Source organism: Mucilaginibacter xinganensis (genome assembly GCF_002257585.1).
GTDB classification, from domain to species: Bacteria; Bacteroidota; Bacteroidia; order Sphingobacteriales; family Sphingobacteriaceae; genus Mucilaginibacter; species Mucilaginibacter xinganensis.
Genome location: NZ_CP022743.1, coordinates 1,648,655 through 1,666,091 on the forward strand (window position 1 = coordinate 1,648,655; position 17,437 = coordinate 1,666,091).

At 41.6% G+C, this 17,437-nt stretch carries 18 protein-coding genes; 7 read left to right on the forward strand and 11 right to left on the reverse strand.

What is annotated here, in order from left to right; translation table 11 throughout:
• Positions 1-155 precede the first annotated feature (155 nt).
• On the reverse strand, positions 156-719 hold the full coding sequence (locus tag MuYL_RS07260) for a hypothetical protein (RefSeq protein WP_094569897.1): 564 nt from the start codon (positions 717-719) through the stop codon (positions 156-158).
• Positions 720-999: 280 nt separating this feature from the next.
• Here MuYL_RS07260 and MuYL_RS07265 point away from each other — a divergent pair, with 280 nt between their 5' ends.
• Both MuYL_RS07265 and rsgA read left to right on the forward strand, forming a co-directional pair.
• Positions 1,000-1,581 (forward strand): hypothetical protein, encoded by a 582-nt coding sequence (locus tag MuYL_RS07265; RefSeq protein ID WP_094569898.1) that lies wholly within the window; start codon positions 1,000-1,002, stop codon positions 1,579-1,581.
• A 37-nt stretch (positions 1,582-1,618) separates the two neighbouring features.
• On the forward strand, positions 1,619-2,539 hold the full coding sequence (gene rsgA, locus MuYL_RS07270; RefSeq protein WP_094569899.1) for a ribosome small subunit-dependent GTPase A: 921 nt from the start codon (positions 1,619-1,621) through the stop codon (positions 2,537-2,539).
• 72 nt (positions 2,540-2,611) lie between these two features.
• On the opposite strand, the gene MuYL_RS07275 is transcribed toward rsgA, so the two are convergent.
• Positions 2,612-3,844 (reverse strand): cystathionine gamma-synthase family protein, encoded by a 1,233-nt coding sequence (locus MuYL_RS07275; RefSeq protein ID WP_094569900.1) that lies wholly within the window; start codon positions 3,842-3,844, stop codon positions 2,612-2,614.
• Positions 3,845-4,021: 177 nt separating this feature from the next.
• On the opposite strand from MuYL_RS07275, the gene dtd reads away from it, so the two are divergent.
• Both dtd and MuYL_RS07285 read left to right on the forward strand, forming a co-directional pair.
• Entirely contained in the window at positions 4,022-4,480 is a 459-nt protein-coding gene (gene dtd / locus MuYL_RS07280) for a D-aminoacyl-tRNA deacylase (RefSeq protein WP_094569901.1), read from the forward strand.
• Between the two features lie 44 nt (positions 4,481-4,524).
• Positions 4,525-4,851 (forward strand): nucleotide pyrophosphohydrolase, encoded by a 327-nt coding sequence (locus MuYL_RS07285; protein WP_094569902.1) that lies wholly within the window; start codon positions 4,525-4,527, stop codon positions 4,849-4,851.
• Between the two features lie 52 nt (positions 4,852-4,903).
• Here MuYL_RS07285 and MuYL_RS07290 read toward each other — a convergent pair whose 3' ends face one another.
• Positions 4,904-5,623 (reverse strand): 2-phosphosulfolactate phosphatase, encoded by a 720-nt coding sequence (locus tag MuYL_RS07290; RefSeq protein ID WP_094569903.1) that lies wholly within the window; start codon positions 5,621-5,623, stop codon positions 4,904-4,906.
• 71 nt (positions 5,624-5,694) lie between these two features.
• On the reverse strand, positions 5,695-6,774 hold the full coding sequence (gcvT, locus tag MuYL_RS07295; RefSeq protein ID WP_094569904.1) for a glycine cleavage system aminomethyltransferase GcvT: 1,080 nt from the start codon (positions 6,772-6,774) through the stop codon (positions 5,695-5,697).
• 217 nt (positions 6,775-6,991) lie between these two features.
• Here gcvT and MuYL_RS07300 point away from each other — a divergent pair, with 217 nt between their 5' ends.
• Together MuYL_RS07300 and MuYL_RS07305 are read left to right on the forward strand one after the other, a co-directional pair.
• Positions 6,992-8,152 (forward strand): serine hydrolase domain-containing protein, encoded by a 1,161-nt coding sequence (locus tag MuYL_RS07300; RefSeq protein WP_094569905.1) that lies wholly within the window; start codon positions 6,992-6,994, stop codon positions 8,150-8,152.
• A gap of 20 nt (positions 8,153-8,172) precedes the next feature.
• Positions 8,173-8,382 (forward strand): tetratricopeptide repeat protein, encoded by a 210-nt coding sequence (locus MuYL_RS07305; protein ID WP_094569906.1) that lies wholly within the window; start codon positions 8,173-8,175, stop codon positions 8,380-8,382.
• Between the two features lie 12 nt (positions 8,383-8,394).
• Here the strand turns inward: MuYL_RS07305 and MuYL_RS07310 are convergent, their stop codons facing one another.
• The 7 genes from MuYL_RS07310 to MuYL_RS07340 form a co-directional block, all read right to left on the reverse strand.
• On the reverse strand, positions 8,395-9,594 hold the full coding sequence (locus MuYL_RS07310; protein ID WP_094569907.1) for a glycosyltransferase family 4 protein: 1,200 nt from the start codon (positions 9,592-9,594) through the stop codon (positions 8,395-8,397).
• Positions 9,595-9,782: 188 nt separating this feature from the next.
• Positions 9,783-10,379: a ribonuclease HII gene (locus MuYL_RS07315; protein ID WP_094569908.1), complete on the reverse strand. Its 597-nt coding sequence runs from the start codon at positions 10,377-10,379 to the stop codon at positions 9,783-9,785.
• Positions 10,380-10,536: 157 nt separating this feature from the next.
• Positions 10,537-11,772: a PP2C family protein-serine/threonine phosphatase gene (locus MuYL_RS07320; protein WP_094569909.1), complete on the reverse strand. Its 1,236-nt coding sequence runs from the start codon at positions 11,770-11,772 to the stop codon at positions 10,537-10,539.
• A 41-nt stretch (positions 11,773-11,813) separates the two neighbouring features.
• Positions 11,814-12,917, reverse strand: coding sequence for an ABC transporter permease (locus tag MuYL_RS07325; RefSeq protein ID WP_094569910.1), 1,104 nt, complete (start codon positions 12,915-12,917; stop codon positions 11,814-11,816).
• A gap of 192 nt (positions 12,918-13,109) precedes the next feature.
• The gene (locus MuYL_RS07330; RefSeq protein WP_094569911.1) at positions 13,110-14,240 is read right to left on the reverse strand and encodes a glycosyltransferase family 2 protein; all 1,131 of its coding nucleotides are present in this window, start codon (positions 14,238-14,240) and stop codon (positions 13,110-13,112) included.
• Positions 14,224-15,198 (reverse strand): hypothetical protein, encoded by a 975-nt coding sequence (locus MuYL_RS07335; RefSeq protein ID WP_094569912.1) that lies wholly within the window; start codon positions 15,196-15,198, stop codon positions 14,224-14,226. Before MuYL_RS07335 ends, MuYL_RS07330 begins: the two co-directional genes overlap by 17 nt.
• Positions 15,199-15,366: 168 nt before the next feature.
• Complete coding sequence (locus tag MuYL_RS07340) at positions 15,367-16,218, reverse strand: dienelactone hydrolase family protein (RefSeq protein ID WP_094569913.1); 852 nt, start codon at positions 16,216-16,218, stop codon at positions 15,367-15,369.
• A gap of 260 nt (positions 16,219-16,478) precedes the next feature.
• Here MuYL_RS07340 and MuYL_RS07345 point away from each other — a divergent pair, with 260 nt between their 5' ends.
• On the forward strand, positions 16,479-17,141 hold the full coding sequence (locus MuYL_RS07345) for a hypothetical protein (protein ID WP_094569914.1): 663 nt from the start codon (positions 16,479-16,481) through the stop codon (positions 17,139-17,141).
• Positions 17,142-17,437: the final 296 nt, after the last annotated feature.

The following is a 17,437-nucleotide window of genomic DNA, read 5'->3' on the forward strand; positions in this document are numbered from 1 at the left end:
GTTCATTTGGTTTTTATATTTTTTACACCATACGATTACTTTCCTCCGGAATTTGTGCCGGTGGTTGTAATGGTTATTGATGTGGTGTTGTTAATTGTCATGTTCTTTAATGCCTGTAAAGTAAGTAGATATTTTTTTAATAAACAAGGTTTATTTTATTTTTTTCGTTTTATATCAAAATCACTTTTACGTATTTTACACATTCTGCCGGTTCCATCATTGGCATGAAACACAATGCCTTCAATGTCGTTATGTGATGCGCTTAAGAAGTCCCGGATGCTTTCGAATGACCTATCTTCCAATTTAATCTCGTGGCCGCCATGAACTATTAAACGGTGTTCATTATATCCTTCGGGATTGCTTTGTATTTTTGGCCCCACTAATTCGTAAGTCCCATCAATTTTTTCAGTGCATTTATCAAAAGCTTCGAAATGGTATTTGTCCGACTTATCATTGCTGTCACATTTAACCCAATGTGGCCAATGTCCGGTTATCCCATCAGGTTCTTGGCAGGGTATTGCATTAGCTGGGATTTCCCGGCCTTTCTTAACATCATATCGTTTATACAATTCACCTTCTATTACGGCGCAAGCTGTACCATCAAATTTCCTAGTTGCGATTCCGCTGTGTAAAGCCCAATTGTTCTCGGGGTCAACTTCATTGATAACCCCCGCCAAATTATTCGGATCCTTTTTAAATAAGGTTGATATTTTTTTCATGATTTTATACTGTTTGGATTTTTTTAATTATCGCTAAAACAAAAAGCCTTCCCCGTTTTGGAGGAAGGCTTTCATTTGGCTTTTTATGTTTTTTACACCATACGATCACAGTCCCCCGGTAATGAAACCAGTGATTGTTGAGATGTTGTGATGATGTTGTTGTTAATCATATTATAATGTCGTAAAGGTAAGTAGATATTTTTTTAATAAACGAGGGTTATTTTATTTTTTATAAAAACAGGCAGTAACTACAACGATTTTTAATATCATTACTCATTATATGAGCAGAACTGTAATATTAATCTTGTTTTTAATTATAGCAAAAACCGGACTTGCGCAAAAAGGAAAAGATACCATTGTATATAAATTGCCTGTAGTTAATGGGAAGTTAATGTACGCCGATAGCATACAGGTAAAGGGCCATAATAAATCCGTGTTGGATAGTGCTGCAAAAAAATGGATAAGTAATAATTTCAAATATCATTGGAACGACACCTTATCGAAAGATAAGGATGTCAGGAGTAGTGTTTTGAGCTGGGCTATTCTTGAATTTCGCGCACCTCCAAATTCAATGAGAGTGGTATACTATAATTATTACATGCGGATAACTATTAAAATTAGTTGTGAGGATGATTATTATACCTATAAAATTTATGAAGCATACTTCAGACCTAAAAGCGGGTTTTTTAATAAAGTAGTCGTTCACCCAACCAGCGCTGATTGGTTAATAGATATTTATAAAAAGAAAGACTATGGCTTGATGCACAACTTTGATGGCAGCACGATAAGATACTACTTGTCCGCAGTAAATACAGCGATAATTAATTGTATTGCATCATTAAATCAAGCGATGAAAAATTAATAAGCTAAGTAATTTATTACTTTTGAAGCTTGTTAATATGCAGGGATTAATTACAAAATCAACAGGAAGCTGGTACCAGGTGCAACTGCCCGACCGACAACGAATAGATTGCCGGATAAAGGGGAAGTTCCGCATCAAAGGAATAACTACAACCAATCCACTGGCGGTGGGTGATATCGTTGACTTTGAAATGGAGCCCGACCAGGAAACCGGCGTGATCACCAACTTACAGCAGCGTAAAAATTATATCATCCGCAAATCAATTAACCTGTCAAAACAGGGGCAGATCATTGCTGCTAACCTTGACCAGGCCATACTGGTGGTTACTTTAGCATCACCCCGAACCTCATTAGGGTTTATCGACCGGTTTTTAGTAACCGCCGAAGCTTATGATATCCCTGCAAAACTTGTTTTTAACAAGCTTGATCTGTTCAGCGATGAAGGTTTAGAGATCCTCGCTGATTATAAAGCGGTGTACGAAAAGATAGGCTACCCATGCTACGAGGTTTCGGCTTTGGAAGGAACTAACATCACCCAGGTGCAGGACATCTTAAAAGATAAAGTTACCTTGTTCTCCGGCCATTCAGGCGTGGGTAAATCAAGCCTGATCAACGCTTTGCTGCCCGACCTCGACCTGCGTACCAACCAGGTATCTGACTGGAGCGATAAGGGCATGCACACCACCACCTTTGCCGAAATGTTTGAGCTGCCGCAGGGCGGGTTCATCATTGATACTCCCGGCATCCGCGAGCTGGGCGTTATCGACATAGAGAAACAGGAGCTAAGTCATTTCTTCCCCGAAATGCGCCAGCGCATGAACCAATGCCGCTTTAACAATTGCCGCCATATCAACGAGCCGGGTTGTGCCGTTTTAGAAGCAGTACAGGAAGGAGAAATTGAGCTATCGCGTTATGAAAGCTATTTGAGCATTTATAATGGAAATGATACCCGTGCTTAGCTATTAGCGGTTAGAAACCGGAAATTAGTTAGAAAAGCAAGAAAGTAATTTCTGATCTCCGGTCTTTGATCTCTATGCTAACGCAGTCTTAAAATCCTCCAGCAAATCCTCTAAATCCTCAATTCCAACTGAGAGTCTTATCATTGAATCCGAGATCCCCATTTCGGCTCTTTTTGCAGCGCCTAATTCGTTAAATATGGTATGTGCAACCGGGATGGCCAGTGTGCGGGTATCGCCCAGGTTGCTGGATTTAACCACCAGTTTCAGTTTATTTAAAAAGGCAAAGCAATCAATGCTGTTATCCAGTTCAATACTCATCAGTCCGCCAAATTTGTAAAAGAGCTCACCGGCAAGTTTATGCTGCGGATGCGATTCCAGGCCTGGGTAATAAACTTTTTTAATTAACGGGTGTGCTTCAAAAAACGTGGCCAAAGCCATCGCATTACTGCACGCACGATCAAGGCGCAGTGCCAGCGTTTCGGAGCCTACAGAAATGGAGTGTGCTGCCTCGGGCGATAACGTGCCCCCGGCATCGCGAAGGCCTTTTTTGCGGATCTGCGTCATTCCCAAAACTTCGGGTTTAACCTGGGTTTTAAATGTCGGAAAGATGTTGGGAAAATTGCTCCAATCAAACAAGCCGGTATCTGTAACGCTGCCTCCCAGCGCATTGCCGTGGCCGCCAATATATTTAGTTAATGAATTGATCACCAGGCTTGCCCTTACATTAACAGGTTTGAAAATGTAGGGTGAGGTCATGGTATTATCAACCATATAGATGATGCCTTTTTGCCCGCACAGTTCGCCAATAGCTTTAAGATCTGCTATTTGTGTTGCCGGGTTGGCAATGGTTTCAACAAAAATTAAACGGGTGTTATCTTTTATTTCGGCCTTAATGTTATCAATTGATGTGGCATCGGTAAAAGTAATATCCAGGCCCATATCTATATACGACTGAAAGATACTCCGGGTATTGCCAAACAAAAAAGAGCTTGCCAGTACGTGGTCGCCGTGTTTAATGAGCGCCAATATGGTAGCAGAGATAGCTGCCATACCGGTAGAAAAGGCAATAGAGGACATTCCATTTTCCATATTGGTTACTTTATGCTCGAGCGCTGTAACGGTTGGGTTGCCCTGGCGCGAGTAAGCGTAGCCTTTTTTCTTATTCTGGAAAATGTCAACCAGGTCCTGCACATCGTCATAACCGTACGTTACCGAAGTATGGATAGGTTTATGCAATGCGCCGTGTTCTGGTTTGCCTAAACGGTCGGAATGTAAAATAGTGGTTGTAAATCCTCTGGAAGCCATGTTGTATAGAAAATAGTATTAACAAACAGATTGCGAAACTAACAAAATTGAAAGGGAGTTTTAATTAAATCTCAAATTAACAGTTTAAATGCTTGATAGATTTACATTAAGTTGATTATGTTTGAATTCAACTTAATCAAAAACTCACTAAATCCAACATAATAAACTAATTATTCAATGAGAGCTGTAATACAACGTGTTTCGGAAGCTTCCTGCAAAGTTGAAGATAAAGTAACCGGGTCAATTGGATTGGGTTTCCTGGTTTTACTCGGGATTGAGGATGCTGATACGGATGATGACCTGCAATGGCTTTCGCAAAAGATTTCCGGACTAAGGGTATTTGGGGATGAAAACGGCCTGATGAACAAGGCGTTGGCGGATATTGACGGCGGTGTTTTGCTGATCTCGCAATTTACGTTGTTTGCCCAAACCAAAAAGGGCAACCGGCCGTCGTTTATAAAAGCGGCCCGGCCCGATAAAGCGATCCCCATGTATGAGCAAATGATCAAATTACTTGAAAATTTAACAGGTAAAAAAGTTGAAACCGGGATTTTTGGAGCGGATATGAAGATCAGCTTACTGAATGACGGACCGGTAACTATTATTATGGATACTAAGGATAAGGACAATCATTAGTGGTAGAAATAATAGCAGTGGCAGTAAGTTTTTAACAAAGAGATATGACTATTGAAGAGGCACAAAAAACGGTAGATAACTGGATAAAAACAACCGGGATCAGGTACTTTAACGAACTGACCAATACCGCCATTTTAATGGAAGAAGTTGGGGAAGTTGCCCGTATTATGGCGAGACAATACGGCGAGCAATCGTTCAAAAAATCGGATACAGAAGTTAACCTGGCTGATGAAATGGCCGATGTGCTTTTTGTGCTGATCTGCCTGGCTAACCAAACCGGGATTGACCTTACTGATGCGCTGGAAAAGAATATGGAGAAGAAGAGTATCAGAGATAAAGACAGGCACAGGAATAATGAGAAACTAAAGTAGTAGTGGCGGTTTTAGTAAGCGTTTTAGCCGCCGCTGATACTAAGTCCTGCCGCTAACCAACCAATTTCACCAACCTCTCCCCATCAAGTACAGGGATGGCAGTTGTTATGTCAACCTGCAAACAAAATTCAATATCTTTTTCAATGCCGAGTGCTTTTAGCCGTTCGCTGTGGGACGTTTTTTTGAGATATTGATTAATGTCGTTTTTGCCAACCTGGAAAAGATCGTTGGCAGCAATGGCCGCGTCATCGAGTTTAAGGCCCGTTTCTTTGAGCTGATCCACCACGGCACCGGCAAACAGGGTATCTTCCAGGTTGAAATTGTTTTTCCAGCCGGCGCATACCAGCAGGATGTTTTCGTCTTGTGTTTTTAGCCAGTTACATAAAGCCGTAAGGTTTAAAAATGAGCCGATAACTATTTTTTTAGCACTGCGCGATAAATGTAATGCATGGGTACCGTTTGTTGTTGTTAGTACAACGGTTTTGCCCTTAACTTTTTCCTTTGTGTACGAAAAAGGCGAATTGCCAAAATCAAATCCGTCAACTACTTTACCATCACGTTCCGCAGCGAGTAAATAATCAAATCCCATTTCGCGGTACGCAGCGCATTCTTCCACTTCAGATACGGGGATAATAGCAGCTGCGCCGTTTTCAATACCGAAGCAAATGGACGATGTTGCCCTGAAAATATCTATGATCACAACGATATGATCCGCTACATTATAGAGGGGAATAAGAGATGGAGAAAGGCAAACGTTTAAATCACTGGTCATTTTGCGTCATAAGGTAATTGGATAACGGGTTTGTCATTAGCCATAAATGACTAATGACAAATACCCAATGACTATTTTGTAAAAGGCGGCTTTACAATTTTTGCTTTTATTTTATTATCGCGGATGCTGATAAAGATCTCGGTGCCTTCTTTAGCAAATTCGTTTTTTACATAACCCATACCAATTGCTTTTTGCAATGACGGCGATTGCGTGCCCGAAGTTACTTTGCCTATGTTATTGCCATCGGCGTCAACAATTTCATAGTCATGGCGGGGAATACCGCGGTCTATCATTTCAAAACCAACCAGCCTGCGTTTTATGCCGTCCTGCTTTTGCTGTTGTAATGCTGCCGAATTATTGAATTCTTTACTGAATTTGGTTACCCAGCCTAAGCCCGCTTCCAATGGCGAAGTGGTATCGTCAATGTCATTCCCGTAAAGGCAAAAGCCCATTTCCAGGCGTAATGTATCACGTGCACCCAACCCAATTGGTTTGATGCCGAACGGCTTGCCTGCTTCAAAAATTGCGTTCCAGATTTGTTCGGCGTTAGCATTTTCAAAATAGATCTCGAAACCACCCGCACCGGTATAACCGGTTGCCGATATCAATACATTGGGAACACCCGCGAAGGTCCCCTTTTTAAAAGTATAGTACTCCATTGAAGCCAGGTCAATATCGGTTAGGCTTTGCAATGCTGCCGAGGCTTTGGGACCCTGGATAGCAAGCAGGGAGGTGCGGTCCGAAATGTTTTTCATATCGGCACCCATGGTGTTGAACTTGGAGATCCAATCCCAGTCTTTATCAATATTTGATGCGTTAACTACCAGCATGTAAGTTTTTTCGTCGATCCGGTAAACCAAAAGATCGTCAACTATACCACCATCCATGTTAGGCAGGCACGAGTACTGCACTTTACCATCGTATAATTTTGAAGCATCATTACTGGTTACCTGCTGGATCAGCGCCAGCGCGTGGTCGCCCTTAATAATAAATTCGCCCATGTGGCTAACATCAAAAACGCCAACTCCGTTACGCACGGTTTCGTGTTCAGCATTGATGCCGGCATATTGCACAGGCATATTGTAACCAGCGAACGGCACCATTTTAGCGCCTTCTTTTATATGGATCTCGGTTAAAGCGGTATTTTTCATTAAAGCAATTTGTTTTTAAAGGGCAATGAAGCTAATGTAAGCCTGTGTCGGTATGTAGCTCGCGATGGTTTCATTCCTCAATTAATAAGCGGCAAAAATAACACGATTTATGGACTTTAGAGATTTTTATTCCCTTTCCTCTATTCGGAGTCAAATATGCATAGTGAAATATTTGCAGAGCACGTAACCAAAATGGTTATGATGCGTCATAGTCTATATGAAACAGGCTTTTAAAACATTCTTTTTATTAAGTACAATACTTATTTCGACCATAGATAACCTTAAAGCTCAGGAAAATAAAGTTGCTGAAATTGATTCCCTTATCAAAAGTGCAAACCGGCTGGGACTTTTTAACGGGAATGTTTTAGTAGCCGATAACAATCATATTATTTATAAAACAGCAATTGGTTTTGCAGATGCTTCAAAAAAAACAGGACTGACTGAAAGTTATCGTTTTCATATTGGCTCAATAGCTAAGGAATTTAACGCTGTCGGAATAATGATATTACAAGAGCAAGGAAAGCTAAGCCTGGATGATAGGATATCAAAATACCTGCCTGGCTTGCCGGAATGGGCCGGAAAGATCAGCATTAAAAACCTGATGCAATACACAAGTGGACTACCTGATGTTAAATGGGCCACCGTTAAGAATGATGCGGATAACATGGCCGATCTTAAAAAGCTGGACAAGCTTAATTTTGAGCCGGGCACCGATTATAATTATAACAATAACAATGTTTTTTTGCAGCGGAGGATAATTGAGAAAGTAAGCGGATTAACATTTAACCAGTTTGTGCAGCAAAAAATTCTAAAGCCATGCGGCATGGACACGGCTATAATCGATCCGACGGATGCCGACGTTCTAATAGCTAAAGGATATAACGATGCCTACCAGCAGGATTCTTTAACAGTGCCAATATCCGGGTGGACCTGCCTTACCCTTGCCGACTTTTACAAGTGGGCCAATTGTATCTCAACCTTTAAACTAATTACACCTGCATCTACCAGGCAAATTCTTTATCCCGTGGGGCCAAACAAACAGGCCGGGCTTGGCGGAGGGAGTATGGATGGTGATAAGCTGGCAACCCATATACACGATGGCTCAAGCCGTAATTATCAGGCTTTGCTAACTGATAATGCGCTAAAAGGCAGGGTGGTTATAGTGATGACCAATAACAAGCAAGGTAATGTATATGACATAAACCGTGCGATACAGGCTATTTTGGATGGAAAGCCATATTGTCAGCTTAGAAAATCAATTTTGAAATACTATCAGCAGGCACTGGATACACTGAACGGCGGGCAGATAATTTCTTTCTATAACAATTTAAAACCAGGCATGCACATGAATACGGCTTTGATAATGAATCGGCATTAAACGAAATAGGCTATTTTTTAATGCACAAAAACAAGGTGAACGATGCTATAACTGTTTTTGAATTTAATACCCTTTTGTTTCCGGGTTCGGGCAACGTTTTTGATAGTTTGGGTGAGGCCTATTATAAACAGGGAGACAAGCAAAGGTCGCTTTTTAGTTATAAACGCTCATTAGAACTGGACCCGGCAAATGACAATGCAAAGAATATTATTGCTGAATTGCAGAAGTAAAGGACGTAAAATTCAAACCACGCTTTCGTAAAATTCAACCAGTTTTTTAGTGACGTGATTTACATTGTGCTGCTCTTCCATCAGTTTTCGGGCATTAATACCTACATTTTTGCAATAATCTTCGTCAGTAATACAAAGCTTAATGGCATCGTAAAATTCATCGTAGTTGTTGGCTATCAGTATGTTTACGCCATCTTCATAGTTGATGCCTTCGGCACCCAGCGAAGTTGAAATGATGCATTTTTGCATAGCCATACCTTCAACAATTTTTACGCGCATGCCCCCGCTTGATAGCAGCGGCACAATCATAATTGATTTGCTGTTTACAAATTCCAGTGCATCGTCAACTTCGCCCTGGATAAAGATCTTACCCATTACATCGTAGTCATCAAATCGGTCCGGAATATCGTTACCCGCTACGTAAAATTTAACCCGCAGTTCGCCGTCAGTAAGGTCTTTACTGAAATTGTCGAGGAACCACTCAATCCCTTCGCGATTTGGCAGCCAGTCCAGTGATCCTAAAAAGAATAAGCTGGGAAATTCCGTTTTGTTAAAATCAGGGCTGTAATGATCAAGGTTTATCCCGACAGGCAGTATTTCAATTGGGATTTTGGTTCCATATTCAAGCAAGGTGCTTTTATCCTGTTGGGTAAATACCGCAATGCCGTCAAAGTTATTAAGCTGCTGCAGCTCATAGTTTTTAATCCGTTTGGCGTGCATCTTAAGGTAAGATTTTTTAAACGGATCAGATTTCTGTTCAGAAAGCCGCTGCCAGATCTGGTTTTCGACATTGTGCGAGCGGTAGATCAGTTTGGCCTTTGAAACCTTGCGTACTGCAGACAGGTAAAGGGAAACCATGAGCCCCTCGAACTGGATAATGTCATAATCCTTTATAAGCAACTCGCGGATGAGCAGGCGTTCAAATTCCTGGTCAAAATATTTATCGATATTAAAAGAGGTTTTGCTGAAAAGGTTCACGGCAACATCAAATACCGATACGGTGGTATCAATGTCAAATACCCTGTACTTTATTTTTGAGAGCAGATCTTTATCATCATCGGTAGTTTCGTGGTGATATTTTTTTGCATTAAGCGCCACCAATGAAACCTCGTGCCCAAGGTTAACCAACCCGCGGATGGTATTACACACCACAATGGAGTAACCACCGTTTTGAGGAAACGGGACGCGATATGTTAAAATAAGGATTCTCAATGGTTTACCGGGTTTTTAACAAAAATATAAAAATTGAGGGATTGGAAAGGGTGAAAAAAGCGTGCGCGTTCTTTTTTTGAAGAAAATTACGATAAATGAATTTTAATGTGTTTGCGAGCCATGGGGCAGGTTCACAGCGGGCCAACGCAAAAAGTATGTTGCACTAACGTGTAGTGTTATGCAATATGCTAAAATATCTGCAATTGCGGGTCAGTTACCCTGAAGGTACGGCGGTGGTAGGGGGTATAGCCAATCTTCATTACTGTTTCGCGGTGTTTTATAGTGGGATAGCCTTTGTTTTTATGCCAGTCGTATTCCGGGTGCTCGGCAGCTATTTGTTTCATGTAGTCGTCGCGGTAGGTTTTAGCCAGGATGGATGCGGCGGCAATGCTGAAATATTTGGCGTCGCCCTCCACAATGCATTGATGTGGAATATTCTGATATTTATTAAACCGGTTTCCGTCAATAATTAAAAACTGAGGGCTTAAATGTAATTTTTCTATTGCCCGGTGCATGGCTAAAAAAGAAGCATTCAGGATGTTTATGGCATCAATTTCTACATTATCAACAATACCTACTGCATGTGCAATGGCATTTTGTTCAATTTCAATCCGGAGCTGGTACCTAATTTCTTCGGTTAGCTGTTTGGAGTCGTTGAGCAGGTGGTGTTCAAAGTCGTCAGGCAGGATTACAGCAGCAGCAAAAACCGGCCCTGCAAGGCAACCGCGTCCGGCTTCATCACAGCCGGCTTCCAGGTATTCAAATTGATAGCGGGGTAAAAGCATTTAGTGTTAAAAACGTTGTACTAGTGGTAGTTGTTGCGGGTGTTGATAAAAGTATTATCCGATGTAAATATAAGTTTGGCCCAACTTTGCGAGGTCGTTTTTTTAACTGAACCGGGGCATTACCTCAACTTTAGCTATAAAGTTAATTTTCATTTGCCTAAAAAATCCTGAGACTCAGCAGAGTTACGTCATCAATGGGTTTCCCTTTGATGACCCTGTTGATGTGGTCCATCAGCAGCTCATTAAAATCATTGGGTGTTTGGTGGCCATGAGCCTTTATAAATTCGATCAGGTTTTCTTCTTTCCAGTTTTTGTTGCTTTGCTGGTGGTCCATCAGGCCATCTGTATAGTTAACTATCATGGTGCCCGGCTCAATGTCAACCTCTCCCTGGTTGATGAATGGAAGGTCATCAAAAACACCTATCATGGTGCTGCCCAGCTTTAGTGTTATGGCCTCGTTTTGCGAGAATAATACGGTGGCGTTATGGCCGGCGTTAATGTAAGTAAGTTTGCGGGTTTTTTCATTGTATTTAGCAAGGAACAAGGTAATAAACCGCTCGCCTTTGGTGTTATTGATCACAACTTTGTTTAGCCTGTCCACAATGGTGGTTAAATCATCTTCCACAACCGACCACGCGCGCAAACTCGCCTGGAAGTTGGCCATTAACAGGGCAGCAGAAATTCCTTTACCTGATACATCGGCAATACACCATAAAAACTCATGTTCGTTAAGGCGGATAAAATCAAAGTAATCGCCACCTATATTTTGATGAGGGATGTAGCGTGCGCTAACTTCTACGCTGGTATCTTTATATGCTTTGATAGGGATCAGCATATTTTGCACCTCCACAGCCAATTCCATTTCGCGCTGAAACCGTTCTGATAGTAGCCGTTCTTTAAAAAGCCTTTTGTTTTCAAGCGCAACAACAATAACATTTATTACCGTTTGAATAAAGTTGAGATCGTTGTTAAGCAATTCGCTTGACGGATTAAAATCGCCTATAAGGGCAAACGCAAGTGCTTTCTTTTTATGGTAAATGGGGATAAAGTAGTCGTACTTACGCAGCACCTCGTCATCATGATTGGATATTGGAGTGGGCCATTTGAATTTTTTTAATTTAAAACAGGCTGTATGCAGGGTGCCAACAGGCTCAATATCACCCCCATATTTGGAAATTAAAATATAACTTCCGTCTCTTTCAATAAGAAAACGGAGTTTACCAACCTGCAGGTAGCTTTTTAAAATTACCTGCAACATTTGAATTAGGGTAGGGGTAGCGGTATCTTTATTGATAGCCTGGGTTACTTCAAGCAAGGCATTTAATTCCGTTTGCCTTTTAAGCAATAATCGTATTAATTCGTCTTCAGCTGAAATTTCGTCAATATTATGCATTAGTTAAATTAGAAAGGCTGCCTAAAATAAAGATATTTTTTTTAAAACCGGGTACTTTGTGATTTTATATCAAAAGCGTCTCTTAAACCAACAGTTACCAGGTTGAACGCATAAACCAAAAACATAATTGCCAGGCCCGGGATTACCGCGAGATACGCCGAGTCCATCACAATGTAGCCATAGTGCTCTTTGATCATGCTGCCCCAGGTTGGCATTGGCGGCTGCGCTCCAAAACCAAGGAAGCTTAACCCTGCCTCGAGCAGGATAGCCGATGCAAAGTTCGATGAAGCCAGTACCAATATCGGGCCAATTATGTTTGGTAAAATATGCCGGGTGATAATTCGGGTATTGTTGAAACCCAAGGCTCGGGCGGCCTCAATGTATTCAACCTGTTTTAAACTTAGTACCTGTCCGCGTACCAGCCGGGCTACCTCAACCCACATAGAGAGGCCCACAGCTATGAAGATTTGCCAGAGGCCTTTACCCAGGGCAAATGATATGGCTATTACCAGCAACAGGGCGGGTAACGCCCACAGAATGTTCATCAACCAGCTTAAGGCGGCATCAATCCATCCGCCAAAATAGCCCGCTATGGCCCCAATCGTTACCCCAAGCAGCATACTGATAATAACCGACATTAAACCTACCGCCAACGATACCCGGGTGCCTAAAATAAGCCTGCTTAACAGGTCGCGTCCGTAAATATCTGTACCTAAAATAAATTTCTTGCGGATAATTGCAGCGGAGGGCCCATGTTTGGCGTGAGGTAATTTATAGGCCTTTTTTTCCGGTTTATCTTCGGCGCCAATATATTCATTTACAAATACCGAGTCTTTAGTAAAGCGGTAACCCGTAATCGGGATCTCGCGGTAAAACGATGGCTGCCCGAAAAGCATTTTTGTAAAAATATTAACCGTGTCCACAGGCTCATCTTTACGCAGGCGCAGGATCATAAACTCCGAGCCCGGCTTTTTGATGCTCAGCTGAATGATCATGTTATTGGCTTTCGGTGTTGAATCGGGCATAATAAGATAGCCCAGTATGGCAACAAGCAGGGTAATTATAATTAGTGCGAGCCCTGCAACGGCAATTTTATTGCGTTTAAATATTTTCCAGGTGCGCTGTGAGGGGCTAAGATCAGTCAATTAAAGTTAATATTGCTTTGGCTAAAGATAGTGAGTAGTTGACTAAGTTGATTAGGTGAGTGGTTGATTAAGTTAATTTATTGCAGGTGTTGGGTGGTTTATGATGAGATCTGACTTAGAAATGATAATTAATAAGTGTACTCCACACTTAACTCAATCAACCCAATCCAGCTTAATTACCCCAAACCATACCTAACGCACCATCCTCCCCTTCCAGTGATATTTGCCCTTATTGCCCAGCATTCCGATATAAACAAAGTACACAAAATAGAGTGGAATAGAGACAGGCAGCACCATTATCAATTTGAGCCGCTTAAAAAATAGGGTTACGGGTACCAGTAGCGCAAGCTCCGCTAAAAACACAATAAGATACTGGATAGCTGAAACAACCAGGTAATTACTATCATAAAGGCCATAGCACAGGTTTGCCAGTACTGATAAATTGAACAGCCATAAACCTACCACCAGGGCTACCACTTTTTTGTCTTTATATTTTACAGATTTTGAGGCCCAGCGGCGCCTTTGCTGTAAGAAGCTGGACAGGTTGTGTTTGGCGTGGGTAAATACAACAGCATCATACCATTTTAAAAAGCCTATTTTACCGGGATAGCGTGCAGCTACTTTTTGCAGCAATAACTCATCATCGCCTGAGGCCAGGTCATCAATGCCCTTAAAGCCGCCAACTTCGTAAAATATATCCTTGCGGTAAGCCAGGTTGGCACCGTTGCAGGTAGATGCATGGCCATTGCCTATAAAGGCCCCGCCTGTGGCAATAAGTGAATAAAACTCCAGCGCCTGCATGCGCTCAAATAACGACTGCTCTTCAAAATAGCTCACCGGCGAGGAGATCATGTAAGGCTGTTCGGCTTCATAATAACCTACTATTGATGAAAGCCATTTGCTGCCCATGCGGCAATCGGCATCGGTAGCCACCATCAGTTCGCCGGTTGATAATTTGATGGCTTCGGCTATAGCCTTTTTTTTGTAGGAGTTGAGCGGCTGATCCTCGTTCATCTGTAGTAGCTTTACACCGCTGCCGGCGTAACTGCTGATGATCTGCGAAGTATTGTCGGTGGAGTGATCATCTGCTATGATAATTTCTAAAAGGTGTTTGGGATAATCTTGTGCTAAAATATCATTTATGGTTAGGTGGATACTTTCTGCCTCGTTACGTGCAGCTATCATCACGGTAACTTTTGTGGTAAAGCCCGAAGGTTTTATTGTTGGGCGTTTGATATTATTCCACCCGATAATAAGGAAGGCCACCACGCACAGGAACAAGCCTGTAAGCAGGAAGGATATGGTACTAAGAATTACGATCAAAGAATTTCAATTTAAAGACAAATATAGACCCTAAAATGGCGGGAATAATCAAATTAATAATATAGATAAGCGATACTGCTACTACTATGGCTATTTGCTGATCAGTTATATAACCAAACAGTTTGTCGGCAGTAATGCTTCTTACGCCGATGTCAACCACATCGAGGGACGGAATTGCTGATTGTATAAAGAAAAAGACAAACATCACCAGCGACAGCTCATAAAGCGGGATCTGCGGGATAAGCAAATGTATGATTAGGTAATACTGAAAAGTAAATGTGCAAAACCGGGCCAGGCAAAACCACATAATATTTAACAGCTGGCTGGTTTTATAGGTGCCCATGATATCAAAAAACCGATGATACTTGTGAAGGAACCTGATCCTGTTAAGCAGCGACACCATCCATTTAATATTGAAATAAAAGGTAAGCATTGTTGCCATAAATACTGCGGCAACCACCACTACACACAGCATGATCCAGTCGGCGGGATGAATAAACATATACAGGAACCACACCGAAGCTGCTGCCCCTAACACGTTGGTGATCACATTTTGCCCGAAAGAGCCCACGGCCATAGCAAATACGCCATGAATGCGTTTGCGGTTTGGCAAAAACATTACGCGGCCGCCATACTCGCCAATTCGGTTTGGGGTAAATACCGCCCAGGTTAAACCGCAAAATACGGATTCAATAGCCTTCCAAACAGACATGGGGGATAACCTGCGCGTTAAGTGCCACCATTTTAACGACTCGAGCACCCAGTTAAGCGCCATCAGCAACACTACGCAAACCATGGTGAAAACCACTTTGTTGTAGGTAACATGCGCTACCAGGCCCCGGAATTTATGCAGGTTATCATTATTTTTAATGATACGGTGATAAATAAACCAGAACGCGAGGACTAAAATGCCAAGTTTGAGCAGGTAGGAAAATAATTTTTTAGCGCGGGCAGTCAAAAGCAGGATAATTTGTGCAATGTTACGAAAAAGTTCATGGTTGATGGTTCTTAGTTGATAGCAGCTTTAAGGGAATTTTATCAGAAGGCTGTAAACCATTCAATAATAACAGCTTTATTGTATAAAGTTGCAATTTCTTACTATCAACCAGCAACCATGAACGCTGAACTACTTCAGTTTTCCTTTTAAAAATGTAATGGTTTTATCATAAGCATCTTTGGTAGCATCACTGCTATAAGCCGGGTTACTTGGGTTGGCAAAACCATGGTCAGCGTCGTAACGGTTGACCGTTAGCTTTTTGCCGGCAGTTTTCATGTCAGCCTCAAATTTGTCCACCACTTTGGCATTTATCCACTGGTCTTTATTGGCAAAATTGCCTATTACATCGCAATGAAGGGTTTTAAGTTTGTTAACATCCTGCTCAGGCATCCCGTAGTACATTACACATCCTGCTGCCTGTTTGCCCGCAAGCAGGCTGGTTTGCAGGCTCCAGCCACCGCCAAAGCACCATCCTATAGTAGCAATATGTGCCTTTGGGCCGGCATAAGCTAATGCCCCGTTTATAATAGCTTTTGCTCTTGATTCGTTTACCCCCTGCATTAGTTTACCTGCATCAGCAGGTGTTGTTGCCATTTTGCCGTCGTAAAGGTCAAGGTCTATCACTGTTACATCGCCCAGGTCATTGTAGATCTTTTCTGATTCTTTTTTAACCCAGTCATTTAATCCCCACCACTCATGTATTACCAGCAGGTAATTGTTGGTGTTTTTTTTAGCTTTCAGCTCGTAGGCCGTTGCAGTTTTACCATCAGCAGTTTTGTAGGTGATAGTTTTGCCAATACTGCTTTGAAAGTGTAAAGGCAAGGGGCTTTTGTGCGACAACACAAATTTTTTGCTGGTTGCCAGCATCGCAAATTGTTGTGTGGCAGTTGCCGGGCCATGGCAAACCACCCTGTTTTTAGTTTGGCTAAAAGCCAGGACCCCAAAAAAAAGCAATGCGGTTAAGAGTAATAATTTTTTCATGGTTATTATTTAGTTTAATTTTTGCTAAACAGATTTTCAGGCAACCAATATCGGGATAGTTTTGTTTTAAAACTGTCATTAAATTTCGCTGCGGCAGATACAGGTACGCATCTATATTTTTACCGGCGAAATTATAAATAAGGCCAACAGTAAAGTAAAATTGGAAAAGGCAGTACTTTTTGGTTTACTTTGCCGATGAGGGAGAAACCTTAGGAATAAAAGGTAAATTCGTCATGAATTCAAATCCTGAACATTAACCAATGGAAGCCGATTTTATAACTTATCAAAAATTTAATGATATCGCCTTAGCCTATCAACTTACTGATTTACTGCAACTACACAAGGTTGATTACCAGTTTGAGGAGGAAGCACTAACGTTTAATCCGTCGTTTAACTTAAATGATGAGCTTTCAAAGCAGTATGCGGTAAAAATTAGCGCCGGCGATTTTGACAGGGTAAATGAGCTGTTGAAGCAGGATGCCGGCGAACACCTTGGCGATGTTGAAAAGGATTACTACCTTTTTGATTTTAGTACGGATGAACTGCGGGATGTTGTTGCAAAAGCCGATGAATGGAGTGCTTTTGATGTGCAAATGGCCCGCAAGTTGCTTGCAGATAAGGGCAAAGCAATAACTGATGCGGAACTGGAAAACCTGGAGGAAAAAAGAATTGAGGAGCTGAAAGTTGCAGAGCCCCCTCAAACCGGCTGGATAGTTATAGGCTATATATTTTCACTTCTGGGTGGGATTTTGGGCGTGTTTATTGGCTGGTATTTAAAATCATCCAAAAAAACGCTGCCTAATGGCGAACGGATTTATGAGTATTCGGAACGGGACAGGTGGCATGGTGCCGTTATATTTTATATTTCAATAGTAGTTTTGACCATTAGTTTGATATACCGAATGACCTGGGAAATTAATTAAATGGAGACCGGGCATGGTGGAGTTTGCTAAAGCCTGAGGTTGAAATATGGGTCAAATTTTAAAATATATTTCCTGAGTTAGGTACCTGATTTCTTCTTTTATACCATCAATGTCCCTGTCCGCGGGAGTATAGAAAATTGAAACATTGCCATTAATTTTTACTTGAATGCTAAACTCTTTTGTAATGTTAAATGATTGAAAAACTTCGTTATCAATCCACTTGGAAGTCATTATCAAACGGCTGTAAAAAAAGATACTCGGGAAGGATTTAAATAGGTTTATTCTTTTTAATACAT